This window comes from Candidatus Pelagibacter sp. HIMB1495 (assembly GCF_052047955.1).
Taxonomy (GTDB): Bacteria; Pseudomonadota; Alphaproteobacteria; order Pelagibacterales; family Pelagibacteraceae; genus Pelagibacter.
On the sequence record NZ_JBNAIQ010000001.1, the window covers coordinates 46569 to 69343 of the forward strand.

General features: G+C 28.8%; 21 protein-coding genes and 1 riboswitch. Of the genes, 11 read left to right on the plus strand and 10 right to left on the minus strand.

The genetic code is table 11. The features are described 5' to 3' along the window. Positions 1 to 36: 36 nt before the first annotated feature. On the minus strand, positions 37 to 1338 hold the full coding sequence (gene argJ, locus ACTTAW_RS00240) for a bifunctional glutamate N-acetyltransferase/amino-acid acetyltransferase ArgJ (RefSeq protein WP_440650561.1): 1302 nt from the start codon (positions 1336 to 1338) through the stop codon (positions 37 to 39). 65 nt (positions 1339 to 1403) lie between these two features. Between argJ and secA the strand changes: the two genes are divergently transcribed. Beyond that, positions 1404 to 3938 (plus strand): preprotein translocase subunit SecA, encoded by a 2535-nt coding sequence (gene secA, locus ACTTAW_RS00245; RefSeq protein ID WP_440650563.1) that lies wholly within the window; start codon positions 1404 to 1406, stop codon positions 3936 to 3938. Positions 3939 to 3941: 3 nt separating this feature from the next. On the opposite strand, the gene ACTTAW_RS00250 is transcribed toward secA, so the two are convergent. Next, on the minus strand, positions 3942 to 5036 hold the full coding sequence (locus tag ACTTAW_RS00250) for an acetyl-CoA carboxylase carboxyltransferase subunit alpha (RefSeq protein WP_440650565.1): 1095 nt from the start codon (positions 5034 to 5036) through the stop codon (positions 3942 to 3944). A 104-nt stretch (positions 5037 to 5140) separates the two neighbouring features. Next, positions 5141 to 5228, plus strand: a riboswitch (glycine riboswitch). 79 nt (positions 5229 to 5307) lie between these two features. Here ACTTAW_RS00250 and ACTTAW_RS00255 point away from each other — a divergent pair. Next, a complete protein-coding gene (locus tag ACTTAW_RS00255; protein WP_440650566.1) occupies positions 5308 to 7470 on the plus strand; it encodes a malate synthase G in 2163 nt (720 codons plus the stop codon). On the opposite strand, the gene recR is transcribed toward ACTTAW_RS00255, so the two are convergent. From recR to kdsB, 5 genes are all read right to left on the minus strand, one after another. After that, positions 7457 to 8068, minus strand: coding sequence for a recombination mediator RecR (gene recR / locus ACTTAW_RS00260; RefSeq protein WP_440650567.1), 612 nt, complete (start codon positions 8066 to 8068; stop codon positions 7457 to 7459). The two genes, ACTTAW_RS00255 and recR, sit on opposite strands and share 14 nt — an antisense overlap. 3 nt (positions 8069 to 8071) lie before the next feature. Continuing rightward, positions 8072 to 8389 carry a YbaB/EbfC family nucleoid-associated protein gene (locus tag ACTTAW_RS00265; protein ID WP_262590178.1) on the minus strand — a complete coding sequence of 106 codons (318 nt, stop codon included), beginning with the start codon at positions 8387 to 8389 and terminating at the stop codon, positions 8072 to 8074. Continuing rightward, positions 8382 to 10031 (minus strand): DNA polymerase III subunit gamma/tau, encoded by a 1650-nt coding sequence (gene dnaX, locus ACTTAW_RS00270; protein ID WP_440650568.1) that lies wholly within the window; start codon positions 10029 to 10031, stop codon positions 8382 to 8384. Before dnaX ends, ACTTAW_RS00265 begins: the two co-directional genes overlap by 8 nt. 138 nt (positions 10032 to 10169) lie before the next feature. Then, positions 10170 to 11006, minus strand: a complete 837-nt coding sequence (locus ACTTAW_RS00275; protein WP_440650570.1) for a prephenate dehydratase domain-containing protein — start codon at positions 11004 to 11006, stop codon at positions 10170 to 10172. Then, the gene (kdsB, locus tag ACTTAW_RS00280; protein ID WP_440650571.1) at positions 11006 to 11737 is read right to left on the minus strand and encodes a 3-deoxy-manno-octulosonate cytidylyltransferase; all 732 of its coding nucleotides are present in this window, start codon (positions 11735 to 11737) and stop codon (positions 11006 to 11008) included. Before kdsB ends, ACTTAW_RS00275 begins: the two co-directional genes overlap by 1 nt. A 93-nt stretch (positions 11738 to 11830) precedes the next feature. Between kdsB and ACTTAW_RS00285 the strand changes: the two genes are divergently transcribed. Then, the gene (locus ACTTAW_RS00285) at positions 11831 to 12370 is read left to right on the plus strand and encodes a c-type cytochrome (RefSeq protein ID WP_440650572.1); all 540 of its coding nucleotides are present in this window, start codon (positions 11831 to 11833) and stop codon (positions 12368 to 12370) included. Here ACTTAW_RS00285 and argF read toward each other — a convergent pair. Both argF and ACTTAW_RS00295 read right to left on the minus strand, forming a co-directional pair. Then, positions 12362 to 13291, minus strand: coding sequence for an ornithine carbamoyltransferase (gene argF, locus ACTTAW_RS00290; protein WP_440650573.1), 930 nt, complete (start codon positions 13289 to 13291; stop codon positions 12362 to 12364). The two genes, ACTTAW_RS00285 and argF, sit on opposite strands and share 9 nt — an antisense overlap. A 2-nt stretch (positions 13292 to 13293) precedes the next feature. Continuing rightward, positions 13294 to 14460 (minus strand): aspartate aminotransferase family protein, encoded by a 1167-nt coding sequence (locus ACTTAW_RS00295; protein WP_440650575.1) that lies wholly within the window; start codon positions 14458 to 14460, stop codon positions 13294 to 13296. A gap of 170 nt (positions 14461 to 14630) precedes the next feature. On the opposite strand from ACTTAW_RS00295, the gene ACTTAW_RS00300 reads away from it, so the two are divergent. After that, the gene (locus ACTTAW_RS00300) at positions 14631 to 15125 is read left to right on the plus strand and encodes a GcrA family cell cycle regulator (protein ID WP_440613467.1); all 495 of its coding nucleotides are present in this window, start codon (positions 14631 to 14633) and stop codon (positions 15123 to 15125) included. 4 nt (positions 15126 to 15129) lie between these two features. Here the strand turns inward: ACTTAW_RS00300 and ACTTAW_RS00305 are convergent, their stop codons facing one another. Beyond that, complete coding sequence (locus tag ACTTAW_RS00305; protein ID WP_440650577.1) at positions 15130 to 16113, minus strand: complex I NDUFA9 subunit family protein; 984 nt, start codon at positions 16111 to 16113, stop codon at positions 15130 to 15132. Between the two features lie 16 nt (positions 16114 to 16129). Here ACTTAW_RS00305 and ACTTAW_RS00310 point away from each other — a divergent pair, with 16 nt between their 5' ends. From ACTTAW_RS00310 to ACTTAW_RS00340, 7 genes are read left to right on the plus strand one after another with little or no spacing between them, the layout of a single operon-like run. Further along, complete coding sequence (locus ACTTAW_RS00310; RefSeq protein ID WP_440650578.1) at positions 16130 to 16741, plus strand: ribonuclease D; 612 nt, start codon at positions 16130 to 16132, stop codon at positions 16739 to 16741. Further along, positions 16741 to 17709: a KpsF/GutQ family sugar-phosphate isomerase gene (locus ACTTAW_RS00315; protein WP_440650580.1), complete on the plus strand. Its 969-nt coding sequence runs from the start codon at positions 16741 to 16743 to the stop codon at positions 17707 to 17709. The genes ACTTAW_RS00310 and ACTTAW_RS00315 overlap by 1 nt, the downstream gene beginning before the upstream one ends. After that, positions 17710 to 18282, plus strand: a complete 573-nt coding sequence (gene lptC / locus ACTTAW_RS00320) for an LPS export ABC transporter periplasmic protein LptC (protein WP_440650582.1) — start codon at positions 17710 to 17712, stop codon at positions 18280 to 18282. After that, positions 18283 to 19059: an ATP-binding cassette domain-containing protein gene (locus tag ACTTAW_RS00325; protein WP_440650584.1), complete on the plus strand. Its 777-nt coding sequence runs from the start codon at positions 18283 to 18285 to the stop codon at positions 19057 to 19059. Positions 19060 to 19065: 6 nt separating this feature from the next. Continuing rightward, positions 19066 to 20391 (plus strand): 3-phosphoshikimate 1-carboxyvinyltransferase, encoded by a 1326-nt coding sequence (gene aroA / locus ACTTAW_RS00330; protein WP_440650585.1) that lies wholly within the window; start codon positions 19066 to 19068, stop codon positions 20389 to 20391. Next, a complete protein-coding gene (gene cmk / locus ACTTAW_RS00335) occupies positions 20388 to 21044 on the plus strand; it encodes a (d)CMP kinase (protein ID WP_440650587.1) in 657 nt (218 codons plus the stop codon). The genes aroA and cmk overlap by 4 nt, the downstream gene beginning before the upstream one ends. Then, complete coding sequence (locus tag ACTTAW_RS00340) at positions 21044 to 22771, plus strand: S1 RNA-binding domain-containing protein (protein ID WP_440650589.1); 1728 nt, start codon at positions 21044 to 21046, stop codon at positions 22769 to 22771. Before cmk ends, ACTTAW_RS00340 begins: the two co-directional genes overlap by 1 nt. Positions 22772 to 22775: the final 4 nt, after the last annotated feature.

The following is a 22775-nucleotide window of genomic DNA, read 5'->3' on the forward strand; positions in this document are numbered from 1 at the left end:
ATAGAATTAGTCATCAAAATTTATATTTCAATATGTTCAACTTCTATAATCAGCATTAATCTCAATATAATTTTTTGTAAAATCCATAGTAAAAGCAGTAAAGCTTTTAGTACCAGTAAACAAATCTACAGTGACATCTATATTTTCACCTTTCATATATTCCGCTACTAATTTTTCATCATAATTCTTATGTAATTTTCCATCCTGAATTATTTGATAATTTCCAAATCTCAAACCTAATTTATTTAAATTTATTTTTGGTCCTGCTTTTCCTATTGCCATCACTATTCGTCCCCAGTTTGGATCTTCTCCCGCAATAGCTGTTTTTACTAAAGCTGAATTTGCTATTGAAAAAGCAATTGTCTTTGCATCTTGTTCACTTTTGCTTTTATTAATATTTATAGTGACAAATTTTGATGCTCCTTCTCCATCAGAAACTACTCTCTTAGCTAAATTTAACAAAACATTGTTTAATGCTTTGTCGAATTTTTTTAGTTTTGTATCATTAATACTTTTAATATTTGAATTGTTTGCTTTATTTGTTGCAAAAATACTAACCATATCATTTGTGCTTGTATCTCCGTCACATGAGATAGCGTTAAATGTATTTGTAATATTTTTTTTTAATAATTTACTTAAAATATCATTCGATAAGTTGGCATCAGTAAATATGTATGCCAAGGTGGTTCCCATATTTGGAAATATCATACCTGAACCTTTGGCAACACCATAAATTTTTACCTCTTTATCTCCAATTTTACATTGTTCCATCGCAAGTTTTGGTTTTGTATCAGTGGTCATTATTCCTAAGGCTGCTTTCATCCAAAGAAATTTATTTTGTGTATAGTTGATTTTTTTAATCAAGTTTGGAATTTGATCTATTATTTTTTCACATGGAAATGTTTCACCTATTGTACCTGTGCATCCAAAAATAATTTCCTTTGAAGTAATTTTCTTTGGATGATCTTCATCCTCAACTTGTTTTTTTGATAATTGCTCAGAAGTTAAATCAGCAATTTTTGCAAGACTTTCGTAACCTTGTTTGCCCGTGAAAGCGTTTGCATTTCTAGTATTTACAATAAGAGAATAAATTTTTTTTGATTTTTGATTTATATTCCATTTAATATTTTCTGAGATAATTTTTGATTGTGTATAGACAGAGGCATGATTTGCACCATCTCTAAAGTAAAACATTACTAAATCATCTCTTTTAGTTTTATATAAATCTGCGCTTAGAGCTGAAATAGATAAGCCATCTATATGATCAAGGTCCTGGAAATCCATCATTCTGGTATTTTTTGATTTCGAGGTTAAAAAATTTGTTAAATTAATACCCATGATATTTAAAATAATTGTTTAATACATATATTAAACAATATATTTAAAGAATAAATCAAATAGTCATGTTTAACCCACTTAACCTAATTACAAAATTTATCAAATCTAGTAATCAAAAAGAACTAGATAGAATTGGAAAAATTGTAGAAAAAATAAATTCATACGAGGAACAATTCATTAAATTAAGTGATACAGACTTTCCAAAAAAAACAGTTGAATTTAAAAATCAATTAAAAAATGGAAAAAGTTTAGACGAAATTCTACCTGAAGCATTTGCACTAGTAAGAGAAGCTGCAAAAAGAACAAGACAAGAAAAACACTTTGATGTTCAACTTATTGGGGGAGTAGTTCTTCACGAAGGTAAAATTGCTGAAATGAGAACAGGTGAAGGAAAAACACTCACTATTGCTTTAGCGGCATATTTAAATGCGCTTTCTGAAGATGGAGTTCATATAGTAACAGTTAATGATTACTTAGCAAAAAGAGATTCGATGGAAATGGGTCTCATATATAATTTTCTAGGTCTTACCTCTGGATTTATAAATAATGAGCAAGATGATCTGGAAAGAAAGAAAAACTATAATTGTGACATTACTTATGCAACCAACAGTGAATTAGGATTTGATTATCTAAGAGATAATATGAAGTTTTCTCAAAAAGAGATGGTTCAAAGATCTCATGTATTTTCAATTGTAGATGAAATAGATTCCTGTTTAATTGATGAAGCAAGAACTCCACTTGTAATTTCTGGAGCTGCAGAAGATAAAACTGCTCAATATCTAGCAATAGATAAACTTGTTAAAATTTTAAATAATAAAGATTTTGAAATAGATGAGAAAGAAAAAAGTATACTTTTAACAAACGAGGGTATTAATAATGTTGAAAAACTTTTTTCTAATGCAGGTATACTAAAAAATGATAATTTTTATGATCCAGAAAATCTTCATTTAGTTCACCACGTAAATCAAGCACTTCGTGCAAATCATTTATTTGAAAAAGGAAAAGATTACATCGTAAAAGATGGAGTTCTTAAAATCATAGACGAGTTGACTGGTAGAATTTTAGAAGGAAGAAGATTTGGAGATGGGCTTCATCAGGCTCTTGAGGCTAAAGAAAAAATTCAGATACAAGCTGAAAATCAAACTTTAGCATCTATTACCTATCAAAATTATTTTAAACTATATAAAAAAATATCAGGTTGCACTGGTACTGCAGTTACAGAGTCTGAGGAATTTTTTGAGATATACAATCTTTCAGTCGTTGTAATCCCAACAAATAAAGAAATGATCCGAAAGGACTATAATGATTTGATCTTTAGAACTGAAAAAGAAAAAAATGATGCAATAATAAATAAGATCATTGAAAAACATGAAATTGGTCAACCAATTTTGGTTTTCACATCTAGTATCAACAAATCTGAAGTTTATTCTAAATTATTAAATGAAAAAAATATTAAACACGTAGTTTTAAATGCAAAGAACCATGAAAATGAAGCTGAAATTATTGCAAATGCTGGAAAAGAAAAATCTTTGATAATTACAACCAGTATTTCTGGTAGAGGTGTTGACATCCAGCTTGGTGGAAAAAAAGGATCAATTCCTGATGATAAATTAAAAATAGATAAAGAAAAAATTAAATCTCTAGGTGGCTTATTCGTGATTGGTACAGAAAGAATGGAGTCTAGAAGAGTGGACAATCAGGCAAGAGGAAGAGCTGGACGACAAGGAGATGAGGGTAGTTCTGTATTTTATGTAAGTTTAGAAGATGATTTGATGAGAATTTTTGGCTCAGAATCTATGAATAATATGCTTGAAAAACTTGGTTTAAAAGATGGTGAAAGTATTGATCACCCTTGGATCAACAAAGCATTAGAAAGAGCTCAGCAAAAAGTTGAAGCCAGAAATTTTGATATCAGAAAAACACTAATCAAATTTGATAATGTTTTGAATGACCAAAGGCATGTTGTGTTTTCTCAAAGAAAAAACGCAATGAATAGTGAAAATATTTTTGATTATTCCGACGAATTTTTAAAAGAAATATCAGAAGACTTGATAAAATTAAAAATTCAAAACCTATCTAATCCAAAAAGTAATGAATTTAACAATAAAGTTAGGCAAATTGTTGGGAAAAGTTTTAATGATACTGAACTTGAAAGTTTGATTTCTGCAAAAGATAATGAACTGAAAGAACAAATATCCTCAAAATTTAATGAGACACGTAATGAAAGAATTAAAGTTCTAAACGAGCAGCATGCAAAAGAAATTGAAAAAAGAATATTTTTGCAAACAATAGATTTGAATTGGAAATCACATATACAATATTTAGAACAACTTAGACAAGTGATTGGATTAAGATCTTACGGTCAAAGAGATCCTTTGGTTGAATATAAAAAAGAAGCTTTTGATTTATTTTCAAATTTATTAGAAAAACTAAAATTAGACTACGTTACAATTTTAATGAATTTAAAAGTTATAACAGAAGAAAGATCTTCCAATGAGGAAAGAGTAAATCCAAAACCACAAGCCAAAAAAATGGGAAGAAATGAACCTTGCTTCTGTGGATCAGGCAAGAAGTTTAAACATTGCCATGGAGCTTTGTAATTCTTAAAAAAGAAAAAATAAAGAAGCTAAAAATAATAAACCTATACCAATACCAAATAATAATTTTTTTGATTTGAAAATGTTATCAAAATTATTTTTCTTAATGGTCAAATTACTTAAATCTTCTACATTGCTCATAAAACCATCATTTCTTCCAATTTTTAAAAATTTATTTTTTCTTTCATTCATTATATCTTCTGACGTCATTTCTTTGTATTGATCTAAATTTGTAGAAATAGATTTTCTAACGTTATCAAGCATCAGGTCTCTATCCCTGTGAGCACCACCTAAAGGTTCTGGGATTATTTCATCAATAACTTTTAATTTTAATAAATCTTTTGCGGAAAGCTTCATTGCTTTTGCTGCATCAAGCATTTTTTTTGGATCTCTCCATAATATAGTTGCACAGCCTTCAGGAGATATAACTGAATAAATAGCATTTTCTAGCATTATAACTTTGTTAGACGATGCTAATGCAATAGCACCACCTGATCCACCTTCACCTATAATTATTGCGATAGTTGGCACCTTAAGTTCCATGCAACATTCAATTGATTTTGCTATTGCCTCAGCTTGACCTCTTTCCTCTGCACCAACACCAGGATAAGCACCTGGCGTGTCTATAAAAGTGATAATTGGAATTTTAAATTTATTTGCTAAATTCATTAATCGAATAGTTTTTCTGTAACCCTCAGGTCGCATCATCCCAAAATTTCTTTGAATTCTACTATCCAAATCTTCACCCTTTTCTTGACCAATTACTAAAACTGACTGACCATTAAATTTTGCAAAACCTGTAAGTACAGATTTATCTTCACCATAATAACGGTCTCCAGATAGAGAAATAAAATCTTCGAATAAATTATCTATGAAAAATTTAGACTTTGGTCTGTCTTCATGTCTTGCAACCATGGTGGTTTGCCATGGATCTAGGTTTGAATATATATCATTTAATTTTTGATCTAACTCAACTTGTGTTTTTGAAATTTTTTGCGTATCTACTTCTGACAATCCCTCTTGATTGTAGGGATCTTTTAATTTTTCCAATTCTGTCTCTAAATCTTTAATCTCAGTTTCAAAATTAAGATAATTTTTCATAATATGGTTATAGCGGATGGTTAATTCATAAAAAAGGCAATAAAATGATATTTAATTTAAAGTGTAATTGTTATTAATTGACTCTTTTCTAGAAGAAGATACATATTTTGGTATCGGGAGAGACTAATAGATTTAGCACCGAAGGAGCAACCACCCCGGAAACTCTCAGGTAAAAAGGACCGATAGTTGCATAACACTCTGGAAAGAGAATTAATTCCGCCGAAGGAGCAAAACTCTCAGGCAAAAATACAGATGGGGTAATTTAGGTGATATGCAAGAAAAATATATAAATATAAATACTTTAAAAGTATCTGAAAAACTTTCTCAATTTATTAGCGATGAGCTATTAAAAGAAACAGATCTATCTGTTGATAATTTTTGGTCAGGGTTTGAGAAAACAGTCTATGAATTAGCACCTAAAAATAAAGAATTAATGAAATTTAGAGAAGACTTACAAAAACAAATAGGCAATTGGCATATAAAAAATAAGGGAAATGAATTTAATTTGTCAGATTATAAAAAATTTTTAAAAGAAATTGGTTATTTGAAAGAAGAAGGTGACGATTTTGAAATATCAACTCAAAATGTTGATGAGGAAATAACAAGTATCGCTGGACCTCAACTTGTTGTACCAGTCATGAATGCGAGATATGCATTAAATGCTGCTAATGCTAGATGGATGAGCTTATACGATAGTCTGTATGGAACAGATGTAATTGAACAATCAGAAGATAGTGTATCTGAAAGATACGACCCATTAAGAGGTGAAATGGTAATAAAATATGGAAGAGATTTTTTAGATAAATATTTTCCATTAGCAGGATTGAGTTGGCAAAAAATTACAAGTTTTGCTGTTAAGTATGGAAAATTTAAAGCTTTAAAAGGTGCTGATATTTATGATTTAGTAGATGAGAATAAGTTTATTGGCCATAGGGGTGAAGCTGACAACCCGTCTGCTATAATTTTAAAAAATAACAATTTACATATAGAAATTTTAAAAGACTCAAGAGCTTTTGCAGCTCAACAAGATCATGCTGGGATTAGTGACATAATTTTAGAATCTGCGGTGTCAACTATATGCGATAACGAAGATAGTGTAGCTGCTGTAGATGCAGAAGATAAAATTGTTTGTTACAGAAATTGGCTAGGTCTGATGAAAGGTGATCTAAAATCAAAATTTGAAAAAGAAGGAAAATTATTTGAAAGAAAACTTAATCCTAATAGAAGCTATATTTCAAAAGATGGAAAAGGTTTAAAGCTTCATGGAAGAAGTTTACTGCTAGTTAGAAACGTTGGTCACTTAATGACTAATCCATCAATAATTTTAAAAGATGGTAGTGAAGTTCCAGAAGGAATAATGGATGCATTCATTACTACAGCTGCAGCCCTTCATGATATTAAGAAAAAAACTAATTCAAGAACTGGTTCTATTTATATCGTGAAACCAAAAATGCATGGACCAGATGAAACTGCATTTACTGATTTGCTTTTCTCAAAAGTTGAAGAAGTTTTAGGTTTACCAAAATATACCTGCAAGATTGGAATAATGGATGAAGAAAGAAGAACTTCAGCTAATTTAAAAGAGTGCATTAGATCGTTGAAAAATAGAGTTTTCTTTATAAATACAGGTTTTCTAGACAGAACTGGTGATGAAATGCACACCTCCATGGAAGCTGGTCCAATGATTAAAAAAGGTGACATGAAAACTTCAAAATGGATTACAGCCTATGAAAACAACAATGTTGATATTGGTTTAAAATGTGGATTTTCTGGAAAAGCTCAAATTGGAAAAGGAATGTGGGCAATGCCTGATAAAATGAAAGATATGATGGAGCAAAAAACTGGACATTTAAAAGCAGGTGCAAATTGTGCATGGGTTCCATCTCCAACTGCTGCGGCTTTGCATTCGCTACATTATCATCAAATAAATATTTTTGATGAACAACAAAAAATTAAAAATAGAGAACAAGCAAAGCTTGATGATCTTTTAACAATACCTACTGCTGATAGACCAAATTGGTCTGTAGATGAAATTAATAAAGAAATTTCTAACTCAGCTCAAACTTTATTAGGTTATGTTGTAAGATGGATCGATCAAGGAGTTGGGTGCTCCAAAGTACCAGATATAAATAACGTAGGTTTGATGGAAGATAGAGCTACACTTAGAATTTCATCACAACATATTGCAAATTGGATACATCACGGAATTACAACAAAAATTCAAGTTGTAGAAATTCTTAAAGACATGGCTAAAATTGTAGATGATCAAAATAAAAATGACACTAATTACGTAAGAATGAGTGAAAACTTTGAAAATTCAATTGCATTTCAAACTGCTTGTGATTTGGTATTTAAAGGAAAAGAACAACCATCTGGTTATACTGAACCTTTACTGCATTTAAATAGACTTACTAAAAAGTCTAATCTGAATTAGAAACCAAGTTAGACCGATTTTTAAAAGCAGAAAATAAAGTCCCGTCGTCTAAACTTTCAATTTCACCACCTACAGGTAACCCCTGTGCAAGTTTTGTAATTTTTACATTAGAATTTTTTAGGCTATCTTGAATGTAGTAAGCAGTAGTTTGACCTTCAACAGTTGCACTTGTGGCTAATATAACTTCTTCAATTTTATCTCGATTAACTCTCTCAACCAGCGAATTTACAAGTAAATCTTCTTTTCTTTGACCTACTGATGAAATGGTGCCTCCAAGAATATGAAAATACCCTTGATAAATATTTGAATTTTCAATCGACCATTGATCAGCAATGTCTTCTACAACACAAATCTTTGAATATTTATTTTTTGTATTTTCACAATTTATACATCCAACTGAAATTGATTTAAGTGAGCCACAAGAATTACATCTGGTTACATTTTTATAAACTTGAGCCAATGTGTTTGCCATTGGTTTTACTAATTCATCACGGTTGTTAATGAGTTTTAAAACAATCCTTTTGGCAGATTTTGGTCCTAAACCTGGAAGCTTTGAAATTAATTTTATTAATTCCTCAATCTCGTTAATATTTTGCATCTACTATAGTGGCCACTTAAAACCAGGTATTCCAAATCCACCTGTAGCTTTTGATATCTCTTCTGATGTTTTCGACTTTAATTGTGATTTAGCGTTATTATGCGCAGCTACAATTAAATCTTCTATTATTGATTTGTCTTCTTTCATTATTTCATCTGATAGTTTAATTGATTGCATTTCACCTTCTCCATCCAAGACTATTTTTGCTGAATTTGAGCCAGAAACTCCCTCTACTCTAATCTCCTTAATTTTTTGCTGACTCTCTTTCATTTTTGCTTCAAGTTCTTTTGCTTTATCTAATATTTTATTAAAATCAGTCATTATCTTTATCCTCCTTAGTTATCGATTTAACATCTACCAGTTCTGCATCAGGAAAATTTTCCATAAAGCTTTTATAAATTTCAGTTTGTTTAGCTTTTTCAATTAATATTTTTTTTTCATTTTCTTTCTTTTCTCTAATTGAGAGATCTCCCTTTGATTTACTAAGTGTGATAATCCATCTTTCTTTTGTCCATTCAAAAAGCTTTGTGGAAAGATCCTTTACAAAATCTTTATCAAGGCTGTCATTAAATGAAATCTCAATCCTATTTTTTTCAAATTTAACCAAATTGACATTTTTCTCTAATTCAAATTTAAGTTTTAATTCTCTTTTACTTGTACAAGTGGCAATCAATTCATCAAAAGAATTAATTTGAGTTTTAATTTCTGCTTTAACTTCAGTTTGTATTTCAGGATTCTTTTTTTCTTCTTGAGAAATATTTTTTATTTGGTCAATAATTTTAGTCTCTGTTTTTATTTCAATTTTGCTAGTTGAATTTTCTTCTTTGGGTTTAGTATCTATTTGTTTAACTTGTTTTACAGAGCTTAAGTGCATTAATCTAATCAAAAACATCTCAATTGATAAATGTTGATTTGATACAATATCTAATTCTTCTAACGACTTGATAGAAAATTGCCAAAACAAAATTAATACATCTGGTTGGATTTGATTAGAAATATTTTTTATTTTGTTAAATTCTTCATCATTGAGAGAAAAATTTGTGCTTTCTAAAGTTAAAGAATTTATATTTTTAAAGTAATATAACAGTTCTAAAAAATCATTTAAAAATATTTTTGGTTCAACTCCCTGATCATATATTTTTCTATAAATATTTATTACTTTTTCTTCTTCTCCTCTTAATATCAATTCAAATAAATCAATTAATTGTGATTTATCAAAATAACCAAAAATCTTTTGAGCAGAATTTAAATCTAGTTCTTTATCATTATCTAAACTCAATAACGCTCTATCTAATAGAGATAATGCATCTCTTACTGAACCCTCTGATATTTTTACAATTAATTTTAGAGCGTCATCCGTAACTTTTCCATTTTCTTTATCTTTAATTTTTTTTACAAAATCTAACAATTCAGATGATTTAATCCTTGAAAGATCAAAACGCTGACACCTTGAAACGACTGTTATAGGAATCTTTTTTATTTCTGTTGTGGCAAATATAAATTTTAAATAAGAAGGTGGTTCTTCCAATGTTTTTAGTAAAGCATTAAAAGCTTGTTTACTTAACATATGAACTTCATCTATTATAAATATTTTGTACTTTGCTGAAGTAGGCCCGTATCTGGAGAACTCAATTAGATCTCTAACATCATCAACTCCTGTCTTGCTAGCTGCATCCATTTCAAGTACATCAATGTGATTTGAATTTGCAATCGACTGGCAATTTTCACACAAATTATCAATGCACATTTTTTCAATACCATTTGAGCAATTCAAGGCTTTTGCTACAATTCTTGCCGTTGTAGTTTTTCCAATCCCTCTAATTCCGGTAAACAAATATGCATTAGGTACTTTGTCAGCTTTTATTGAGTTTATAATTGTTTCAGCAACAACTTCTTGACCAATAAGATCATCAAATATTTGAGGTCTATATTTGAGAGCTAGTACTTTTGAGTTATTTTTCATAAATTTTTTAAGGAGACTAGAACCTGAATAACTGTCTCTACGACTGCTTCCGTTAAGATCTGGTCGGGTTCAAGCAGCATCCACCTCTAGCCTCCAGGTCTATTATAGCAGTTAAAATTTCTAATCTACAAGAAAAGATTATTGTTTTTTTTGTCTCAAACTATCGGCTTCAAAAACACCTAGGACGTGAAAATCCTCACAATGTAAGCCTAGCTCCTCAAGAGATTTTTGAACCTTTGGATCTTCAATATGTCCATCTAAATCACATAAGAAAAAATAAGAGTCGAAAGAATTTTTTTCAGGGTAACTTTGAAGCTTAGTAAGATTTACTCCATTGATAGCAAATCCTCCAAGCGATTGATAGAGAGCTGCAGGTTTACTTTTAAGTTTAAATAAAAATGAAGTTATACACTTTTTGTTTCCAAACTCAGGTTGAGATATATTTTTTCCCATAACAAGAAATCGTGTTAAATTTCCACTCTCGTTTTCTATATTTTTTTTAATTACATCAAGATTATAAATTTCAGCACTTAGAGATGATGCTATTGCTGCCTGTTTTTTGTCTTTTGTTTTAGAAATCATTTCGGCTGATCCAGCTGTATCTGCTCTTATATGTTCAGCAATATTATTTGCTTTTATGAAATTTGAACATTGCGATAAACCTTGTGCATGAGAATAAACTTCTTTTATATCAGACAGTTTAGCTCCTCGCTGACCTAATAAATTATGTTCAATTTTTTGAAAGTGCTCTTGGTAAATATTCAACCTATGTTTAAAGATTAAATATTCAATTCCTATATTTCCTGTAATTCTATTAGACTCTGGAATTATTATTCTACAATCAGGTTCTTCAGAAGCTTTATTAAAACAATCATCAAAAGTTTTACAAGGTAAAATTTCAGCATCAGGGTCGATTGATAATGCTGCTAAATGAGAATAAGCTCCAAATGTTCCTTGAAAATATATTTTACCCATCAGGACTTATATTCTATTATTTTTTTTAAGGCCAGATAATCTTCCTCTGTATCAACTCCTATAGGGGCTTTGTTTGCTAGAGCAACATTTATATTTATATTATTATCTAAAGCCCTAAGTTGTTCTAATTTATTTTCAATTTCATTTTTTGATTGTGGTAATTCAACAAAGTTTTTAAGAATTTCAGATGAATAACAGTAAATTCCAATATGGTGATAAATATTTGAGGTATCTTCAGATTTCCTTAAAAATATTTTTGCTTTAGAAAACGGGTCATCTTCTAAATTATTTTCTGTAATAACTTTAACTATATTCTCATTTGCTAAATCTGATTTATTCTCAATTTTAGCTGCAAGGGTTCCTATTTTTGCTTTATGATCTATCATCATTTGGTTTAGATTTGCAATATCCTGAATATTTATTGCTGGCTCGTCACCCTGTAGATTCATTATAAAATCAACATTATCTAAGTTAAGTTTTTGATAAGCCTCATATATTCGGTCTGTACCAGTTTTATGTTTATTGCTTGTTAAAATCGCATTTCCTCCATTATTTTTTACATCATCGACAATCTCTTGATCCTCTGCAGCAACAATTACCTCTCCAATATTTGCTTCTTTTGCCCTCTTGTATACATGTGAAATAATTGAAATATCATTGATTTTTAATAATGGTTTTCCTGGTAGCCTAGTTGCGGATAATCTAGAGGGTATTATTATAAGAGTTTTCATCAATCACTAATTAAAATAGAGGCAAATTTGTACATTAAATTTTAGTCAAATTTTAATTTATCATGTTATACGTTCAAAATTAAATTTATAAAAATGGATTCTTTTGAAATTAACAAAATTGTAGCTGCAATTCTGATGGTTGCACTTCTTGTTATTGGTATAGGAAAATTATCTGATGTAATTTTTCATGTAGAAAAACCAAAAACTCCAGGTTACACGGTGGAAGTTGAACAAGTATCTACTGCATCATCTTCTACAACAACTGCTGCAGAAGAAAAAGTCGACATTGCTGCATTAATGGCTATGGGAGATATAGCAAGTGGAGAAAAAATTTTTAAAAAGTGTGCAGCCTGTCACTCAATAATTAAGGGTGGGAAAAATGCTATAGGTCCAGCTTTATATAATGTCGTTGGAAGAAAAGTTGGAGCAGTTGAAGATTATAAATATTCAAAAGCATTAGCTGCTTATGAAAAAGAATGGACATTTGAAGAGCTAAATGGATTTCTAAAAAAACCTGCAAAATATATTAAAGGTACAAAAATGGCTTATGCAGGCTTAAGAAAAGAAGCAGATAGAGCTTCGGTAATCAAGTATCTAAATGAAAATTCAGATAGCCCAGTTCCACTACCTTAATTTTCCAAAACAATACAACAGTATACTTTTTTGAACGTGAACTCTATTTAGAGCCTGTAACCATACATGAGATTTTTTTCCTAAGAAAATATCTTCAGAAACTTCATTCCCTCTAGGCAGACAATGTAAAAATATACAATTCTTATTTGCAAAACTCATTAATTTTTTATTAATTTTAAATTTTTTAAATGCCTGAATTTTTTTCTTTTTGTTTACTTTGTCATTTAACGAAATAACTTTATCAGAAAAAATTACATCAGCTCCTTTAGCAGCTTTTTTTGGGTCATTATAAATATAAATTTTTCTCTTATTTTTTTTCACCCAACTTCTTACTTCTTTTCCTGGTTCAAAATTTTTTGGACAACCAATGCTTAATTTGAAAGAAAATTTAACTGAAGCAGCAATTAAACTATCCAAAACATTATTTGAATCACCAATCCAGCAAATATTTAATTTGGAAATAGGTTTTTTTGTAATCTCTTCAACTGTAAAAACATCTGAAAGCACTTGAGTTGGATGAGAGGACGGGCTCAAACCATTAATCACAGGAATAGACAAATATTTTTTAAAATCCTCAATTTTTTTGTCACTATCTGTTCTCAACATAAATCCATCACCATAAGTTGATAAAACCTTTGCTGTATCAGATATACTTTCACCACCTTGTCCTAAATGAAGTTCATTGGATCTAAGTGTTACAGTACCTCCTCCAAGCTGTTTAATTGCTAAATAAAAGCTCATTCTTGTTCTTAAGCTTGGTTTTTCAAACATTTGGATCAAAATTTTACCTTTTAGTGGAGCACCTTTATCTGTCTCTAATGTGTTAAGTTTTTTTCTAGAACTTTTTCTTTTTTTTGCATCAGAAATTATTTTTCTTAAATCTTTACTAGGAATATCTTTTAAATTTATAAAATGTTTCATAGCTATTTAAATTGGCTGCAAACTTTATTTATAATTTTTAAAGCTTCATCAAGTTCACTTTTTTTGACATTAAGAGGTGGTAAAACTCTGACGACATTTTCTGCAGCACGAATAGTTAGTAATTTATTTTCCATTAATTTTTTAATAAAATTTGTTTGATCTTGATGCAGCTGTATTCCGATTAAAAAACCTCTTCCTCTTATTTGTTTAATAATAGTAGGATATTTTTCTTTAATTTTATTAAGTTTTAATAAAAAATATTTCGATAATTTTTTTACATTATTTAAAAACTTTTTATTTGAAACTATATCTATTACTTTATTACCAACTGACATAGCTAATGGATTACCTCCAAATGTAGATCCATGAGTTCCGGGTACCATGCCTGCAGCTACTTTTTTATTCATAAGGACTGCTCCTATTGGAAACCCTCCTCCAATCCCTTTAGCTATTGGGACTATATCTGGTTTTACTTTAGATTTTTCAAATGCAAAAAAATCTCCAGATCTACCTATCCCACATTGAACTTCATCCAGAATTAAAAGAATTTTTTTCTTATCACACAATTTTCTAAGCTCTTTTAAACAGAAATCTGGAATAACTTTAATTCCTCCCTCTCCCATTATCGTTTCAACCATTATAGCTGCAGTATCTTTTGTGATTTTCTTTTCTAATGCTTTGTGGTCTCCAAAAGTAAAGTGATCAAATCCTTTTACTTTAGGGCCAAATCCCTCTGTCATTTTCTTGGATCCACTCGCATAAATTGCAGCTAAGGTTCTCCCGTGGAAAGAATTTTTTATACATAAAATTCTATTTTTATTTTGTTTGCCTATCGAAAAAAAATATCTTCTTGCAACTTTAATAGCTGCCTCTGTAGCTTCTGCCCCGCTATTTTGAAACATCACATAATCCGCGAATGTTTTTTTACATAGTTTTTTTGCTAGATTTTCTCCCTCGGGAATTTGAAATGCATTTGATACATGCCAAAGCTTTTTTGATTGGTTGTTTATAGTTTTGACTAAACTTGGATGAGCATGACCTAAAGAATTAACGGCAATACCCATAACAAAATCAAGATATTTTTTTCCATCAGTGGAGTAAAGATAGCTTCCCTTACCATACTTAAATGAAATTTTTTTTCTGTTATAATTTTTTGCTAAGTTGCTCATAAATTAAATTTGTTTTTATAAATTTTATTTCATAGATACAAGTTATGATTGAAAAACTAATTTTATTTGAGCTAAGCTTTTATTGTTGATAACTTTAATTTTTTCATTGTTTCAATTAAATTAATAACAGTATATTGTCATTTTAAAAACAATTAACACAACATATAGATATGAGTTGGACTGAAGAAAAAGTTTCAAAATTAAAGGAATTATGGGGCAAAGGCAACACAGCTAGTCAAATAGCTGAGATCATTGGTGGTATTAGTAGAAACGCAGTAATTGGAAAAGCTCATAGATTAAATCTTTCAGCAAAAATAAAAACAAGAACCGCAACTTCAAATAAAAATTTCGAAAACTCAATTGAGCAGAATAACGTTCAATCAAAAAGAGGACGTAAAAGTAAGTTTAAATCACTAATTATCGAAAAAGATTTTGAACCAGAAAATCCTAAACAGTTAGAAGAACTAGATGAGAATTCATGTAAGTGGCCAATAGGTCACCCAGATGAAAAAGAATTTTATTTTTGTGGCAGATCCTCTTTAAAAGATTTCTCTTATTGTAAACTTCATTTACTTTATGCTTACCAACCGAAAGGTAAAAAAGAAGAAGTTACAGAAAAAGAGGAAGTTCCAGAGTTTATTGAAAAGAAAATTCAATCTGCTTAAAATCTTAACTAGTCTTAATATCTATATTATCTGAATTATATTTTTCTGTGGAAAATTGACCACCTTCCCTCCACATATAACAATATTTTTTAACTTCTTCATCGAAGTATCTCAAACTTGGTACACCTATGTCTGAATTTGATTTATATTTTCCAGATAAAACATTATCATATTTTAGAAGTTTTAATTGGTCTCTAGTTAAAAGTGGCTTTGGCATTATTTCAAAAAATCTCGCTGACATTTGTGCTATTGGTAAAGGCATTGGTATCAATAATCTTTTCTTTCCAATTAAATTTAATAATTTTTCTAATATTTCTTTAAAAGAAATTATTTCGGGACCAACACATTCAATTATTTTGGAGTTAACATTATTAGAGATTACATTAAAAATAACATCTGTTAGGTCAGAACAATGAATTGGTGCAAACTTAGTTTTACCTTCATAATAAAGCGGAAATATTGGTAATCTATTCAAAAGAGTCATAAAATTTGTCGTAAAATTATCATCTACTGAATAAACAATTGATGGTCTTATAATTGTTGCTAGAGGAAAATTTTTTAAAATTCTTTCCTCACCTTCTAATTTACTCTTGGCATAATCAGAGTCTGTAGCCTCATTTATTCCAAGTGCTGATAAATGAATGAAATGTTTAAGTTTGTACTCTTTTGAAAGTTTAGACAACAAAGAAGGGAAAATAGTATGAATATTTTTAAATGTATTTCCTTTTTTAGACTCAAATAAAATACCAACCAAATTAATACACACATCTGCTTTTTCAAAGAGCTTTCTAAGTTTTTGCTCTTCAAAAATATTTGATTCAACAATATCTATATAACCTGCATTCGCTTGGGTTTTAATAATATAGCTTTTTTGATGAATGTTTCTTGTGACAACAGTTACTTGATAATTATTCTTTGTTAGCTTCCTAAGTAAATTTTTTCCAATCTGACCGCTACCACCAAAAATTAGACAATTTTTTGCTTTCATATATATATGTTTAAAAATGAATAATAATATCCAACTTCACAAAAACGATCTACCAGATGATTTAAATTTAGGCAATATAATTGCCGTAGATGGTGAGTTTATGGGTCTAAATGTCAGACGTGATCCATTGTGCTTAATACAAGTATCTTCAGGGAATTCAGATGCTCATATAGTTCAATTTGATAGAAAAAATTATCAATCACCTAATTTGGTAAAACTGTTAAATGATGAAAAAATCACTAAAATTTTTCACTATGGACGTGCAGATATGGCACACATAAAATATTATTTAAAAACTGATGTAAATAATATTCTTGATACAAAAATTTGCAGTAAATTGGCTAGAAGTTATTCTGATAATCATTCACTTAAAACATTAATTAAAGAATTTATAAATATTGATATTAGCAAACAATTTCAAAGTTCTGATTTTGGTGGTGAATTATCTTCAGCACAATTAAAATATTGTGCTAATGATGTTATTTATCTTCATAAAATACATGATGAGTTAATGAAAATATTAGATAGAGAAAATAGAACTCAACTTTATAAAAATTGTTTAAAATTTTTAAAAACAAGAGTTGAGCTTGATTTAGCATTTTTTAAGGACGATATTTGGTCTCACTGATGAGAAAAAAAAATTTTTCAAATGTTGCAAAAAATGTAATTGATCTAGAAATTAAAGCTCTACAAATTTTAAAAAAAAATATAAATAAATCTTTTAACGAGGCAGTTTTTCAAATTGCTAATTGTCAATCAAAAGTAATACTTTGTGGAGTTGGCAAAAGTGGATTAATTGCCTCTAAAATTGCAGCAACTCTTGCGTCAGTTGGAACTCCATCATTTAGTCTTGCCGCCAGTGAAGCATCTCATGGAGACCTTGGAATGATTTCCAAAAAAGACATTTTAATATTAATTAGCAATTCAGGAGAAACAACTGAGCTTAAAAATATAATTCAATTTGCAAAGAGAAATAAAATTTTATTAATTGGTATTGTTTCAAAAAAGGACTCTATTTTATATAAATCATCTGATATCAAATTGTTTATACCAAAAGCTAACGAGGCTGAAGGAATAGTTCCAACTTCAAGTACTACTGCACAGCTAGCTTTAGGAGACTCTCTAGCAATCGCTTCAATGAAATACAAAAAATTTGACAAAATGGATTTTAAAAAACTCCATCCTGCAGGAAGTTTAGGTGCTCAACTTAGAACTGTTGAAGATATAATGATTAAAGGGAACAAAATACCTTTAGTAAATGAGAATTTAAAAATGAATAAAGCTTTAAAGATATTAACTCAAAAAAAGTTAGGAATATTGATAGTTTTAAATAATAAAAATAAAACTGTTGGAATAGTAACTGATGGACAAATAAGGAGATTTACTGAAAAAAAATTTGATTTTCGTTTACTTCAGGTTAAGAAAATAATGACAAGAAAACCAATTTTTATTGAGAAAGATGAATTGGCAGCAAAAGCACTCTCAATAATGAATTCTAGAAAAATTACATCTCTTATTGTTAATAAAAAAGGACAACCATATAAAACGATTGGAGTTGTCCATATTCATACAATTTTACAATCAAATATTTCCTAAATGCAATATAAAAAATTTGCAAAAATTTTTTTATTTATTGTATTATTTTTAACAATAATTTTTTTATTATATTTAAAATTCTTCAAAAATAAAAAATTTGAAGAAGTACAAAATCAAAATAGTGGAAAAATTTATAATTCAAATATTATAAAAGATGTTGAATATTCAACTAAAGATAAAGACGGGAATGAGTATTTAATTAAAGCTAAAGAGGGTGAAATAGATTTTTCTAATACAAATGTTATCTTTCTAAAGAAAGTAAATTCACTTATTACATTAACTGACTCTGAAGAGGTTACTATATATTCAGATTTTGGAAAATATAATTCAGAGAATTATGATACTATTTTTTCAAAAAATGTTGTAATTAGATATTTAGATAATAAAATAACAGGAGAGTATCTTGATTTTTCTTTAGAGAGAAATTCAATGATAATTTCAAAAAATGTTGTCTATAATAACTTAGAAAATACATTAAATGCCGATGTTATTGAGATAAATATTAAAACTAAAGATACAAAAATATTTATGCACGAACAGGAATCAAAGGTTAACGTGAAAAGCAAAGATTGAATGGCGATTATAAAAAAATTTAGAATTAAATCATTCAAAAATGTTAATTCAATTATTGAATTTAATAATATTTCTCTTTCATATGGGAACAGACTAATTTTAGACAACTTAAATTTCAAAATTAATGAAGGGCAAATTTTTGGAATGTTAGGGCCTAATGGTGTTGGTAAATCAACAATATTCAATTTAATCACAGGTCTAATAAAACCAAATGATGGTAAAATAATAATTTCAAATCAAGATGTAACAAATTATCCTATCTACTTAAGGACCAAAAAATTCAAAGTGGGTTATGTGCCACAATATGGAGGTTTTTTTAATGATCTTACACTTCATGATAATTTAAAGGCAATAAGTGAAATTGTAATTGAAAATAAAAATTTAAGATCTGAAAGAATTAATTATTTAATTTCAAAATTTGAATTAGATAATCTAAAAAATATTAAAGCAAAGTTCTTGTCGGGTGGACAAAAGAAAAAATTGGTTATTGCGCTATCTTTATTAAGCGAACCCAAAGTACTTCTATTGGATGAGTGTTTTGCTGCTCTAGATGTATTAACAATAAAAATGCTACAAGAAATAATAGTAAATTTACAGCATGAAAACAAAATTACTATTTGTATATGTGATCATCAAGCCAGGGATCTTTTGGCCTGTGTAGATATTGCAATGATTTTGAGCAATGGGAAAATTGTTGCGGAAGACACACCCTCTAACTTAGTTAATAACATAAATGCAAAAAATGCATACTTTGGTGACAACTTTAAGTTCAATTAATACCTGATGTCAAAAATCGTTAAGATAAATAAGAAAATTGAAAATTTTAAAAAAATTATAGTTGTACCTGGCGATAAAAGTCTAAGTATTAGATGGGTATTATTTGCTTCATTAGCAAATGGTAAGTCAAAAGCAAAAAATCTTTTATTATCAGAAGATGTTTTTGCTGCCATCGAAGCAGTAAAAAAATTAGGTATTAAAGTAATAATTAGGAAAAAAGAATGTGTGATATATGGAAAAGGGATAGATGGCTATCAGTACAAAAAAAACTTAAAAATTGATGCAAAAAATTCAGGAACACTAGGGAGACTTATTCTTGGATTGTTAGTAAATTCCCCAAATCCAATTAGTTTAGTTGGAGATAAAAGTTTGTCAAAAAGAGACTTTAGAAGAGTTTCTGATCCTTTAAGTAAATTTGGAGCTAAATTTAAATTAACAAATAATAATTATTTACCACTGAAAATTTATGGTTCCTCAAATTTAAAGCCTATCAAATATTATGAAGATAAAGGTTCAGCTCAGTGCAAGAGTTCAATTATTTTTGCAGCAATGAGAGTAGATGGAGCTACAAAAATTAAAGCAAAAAAATCAAGGAATCATACTGAGTTATTATGTAAATATTTAAAACTACCCATAAGTATTAAAAAAAATAAAAATTTCGATGAAATACAAATTAATAAAGTAAAAAAAATTAATACTTTAAATTATAAAATTCCTTCTGATATTAGTTCTAGTGCATTTTTTATTGTTCTAACGGCACTATCTAACAACTCAGAAATATTAATTAAAAATGTAAATATTAATCCATCTAGAATAGGGATCATAACTATTTTGAGAAAAATGGGGGTAAGAATAAATTTTAAAAATGAAAAAACTTATAAGGGTGAAAAAAAAGCTGATATAAAAGTAATAAGTGCAAAAAATATAAAAGCAATAAATTGTCCTCCTAAATTAAATAGTGGAGCAATTGACGAATTTTTAGTGATATTTTTAGTTGCTGCTAAAGCAAAGGGAGTTTCATATTTTAGAAATTTAAGTGAACTAAATCAAAAAGAAAGTCCAAGATTAAAATGGGCTGAGAAAATTTTAAAAAATTTGGGAATTAAAACAATCACAACAAACGATTCTATTAGAATTTACGGCAATCCTAATCTAAATATAAAATTTAATAAAAAAATCACGATAAAAAATTATTTAAAAGATCATAGAGTTTTTATGGCAAGTTTGATTGCAGCCTTAAGTTTTGGTGGAAAATGGACTATTCACGATAAAGATTCAATTAATACTTCGTTTCCAAATTTTTTAAAAATTATTGAAGATTTAAAGAAATGATTAAAAGAAAAAATATCTTAAAAATTGCTATTGATTCACCTGCTGCAGCAGGTGCTGGGACTTTGGCAAAAGCTTTGGCTGAACACTATAAATTGCTTAAAGTTGATACAGGTAAGGCATATCGTTTAATTGCTTTTTATAAATTACAGAACCCAAAGAAATTTAATTACAAATTTATAAAAAATAAAATTAAAAATTTAAAAATAAAAGATCTTAACAACAAAGCTTTATTATCTGACAAAGTAGGAACGGAAGCCTCAATAATCGCAAAAAATAAAGGTATAAGAAAACTTGTTCATTCATTTCAGGTAAATTGCGCTTACAATCCGCCCAAAAAATACAGAGGATCTATCCTTGATGGTCGCGATATTACTTACAACATTGTCCCAGATGCAGACTTTAAGTTTTTTATAACTGCTAACGTTAAAACAAGAGCTTTAAGAAGATATAAAGAACTAAAAAGATTAAATAATAAGCTTAATTACAAAGAAGTATTAAAAAGTATAAAAAATAGGGATAAAAATGACTATAATCGCAAAATTTCTCCCCTTAAAAAAACAAAAGATTCTTTGTTGATAAACACGACAAAGTTATCTAAAAGAGCGTGTTTTTTAAAAATAAAAAAAATTATAGACAGGAAAATTAATAGTTAATGGAAATTTATAAAGATTTATCAAATCCAGCATCTCAAGAATTCGAAAAATTACTAAACAGCCAGCTTTCAAAAGTTCAAATAGAAGAAGGTAAAATAATTGAAGGTAGAATTAATAAAATTACTGAAAAATTCGTATTTTTATTTGTTGAAGGTTTAAAATCAGAACCAGTTCTCGATATTAACGAATTAAAGAGCATGGGTCTTTCAGAGAAAATCAAAGTTGGTGAAACTATTCCTGTTTTACTTGAAAAAATTGAAGATAAACATGGAGAAGTTTTGGTTTCAGCTAGTAAAGCTCAAAAAATTAAAGGTTGGGACAAACTAGTAGAAGCATATGAAAAAAATGAACCCATCATGGGTAAAATTACATCTAAGTGCAAAGGTGGATGCATAGTCGAACATATTGATACTGGCTCACTTATGTTTTTACCTGGTTCACAGATAAGTGATAAACCTTTAAAAGACATAAGTCATTTAATGAATGAGCCACAAAAATTTGCGCTTATCAAACTAGACAAAGTTAGAGGGAATGCCTGCGTATCTAGAAGAGAAATAATTTCATCTTTTAAAAAAGAAGATAAAGCAAAAATAGTTGAAAAATACAAAGTTGGCGACATTATAAAAGGTGCCGAAGTAAAGGGATACAGTTCATTTGGCTGCTTCTTTAATGTAAACGGTGAACTAGATGTATTGGTTCACTTACAAGAGATTTCCTATTCAAGAGTTAACCATCCTGATGAAGTATTTAATATAGGTGAAAAACACGATCTAAAAGTTATCAGTGTTGATAAAGAAAAATTACAAGTCGGATGTTCGGTAAAACAATTATCTCCAGATCCTTTTGAACATATTGAAAATTACGAATTAAATAAAATCTACAAAGTTAAAGTGGTAAAATTAATGGACTTTGGAGCTTTTTGTGAGCTAGAACCAGGTTTAACAACCTTGCTTCATTCAAGCGAACTAAGCTGGACTAAAAAAAATATTTCAGCAAAAAAAATGTTTAAAGTTGGTGATGAGATAGATTGTGTAATTACTGAAATTGACAAAGACAAAAGACGTGTTGCAATATCACATAGATTAACTCAAGATAATCCTTTCGAATTATTTGAGAAAAAATATCCTATTGGTACAATTGTTGAGGGAGAAGTTGTAAATAAAAATGAATATTCTTTATTTGTTAAAATTGAAGATTTAGATATTGATGCTTTTTTACATTGTAATGATTTAACTTATTTAAATAATGGTGAAGAGGAACTGTCTAAGTATAAAAAAGGTGATAAGCTTAAAGTTAAAGTATTGGAAATAAAGTCTTCAGAACAAAAAATTAGAGTTGGTTTAAGACAAACTAAAGCAGATCCATTTGACTGGTTTAAAGATAAGACAAAAAATCAAACAATAACTGTTAAAGTTGTTTCAACTGATAACAAAGGACTTATAGTAAGACCAGAGGGTTGTGAAATGGACTTCCAGATTAAAAAATCTGCAATAGCAATTAATGCTGCTGATGCTAGACCAAGTAGATGGACAGGTGGTGAGAAATTAGACTGTGCGATAGCAGATTTGGACATGAATAAGAGAAAAGTAATATTAAGCATTAGATTACTTGAAGAAATTGAGAAAAAAGAAGCTCTTGAAAAATATGGATCTGAAGGTTCTGGTAAAAACCTACCTTTTTCATCATTATCTGAGGATTTAAAGAAAAAAGAAGAAGAGAAAGAATAATTGA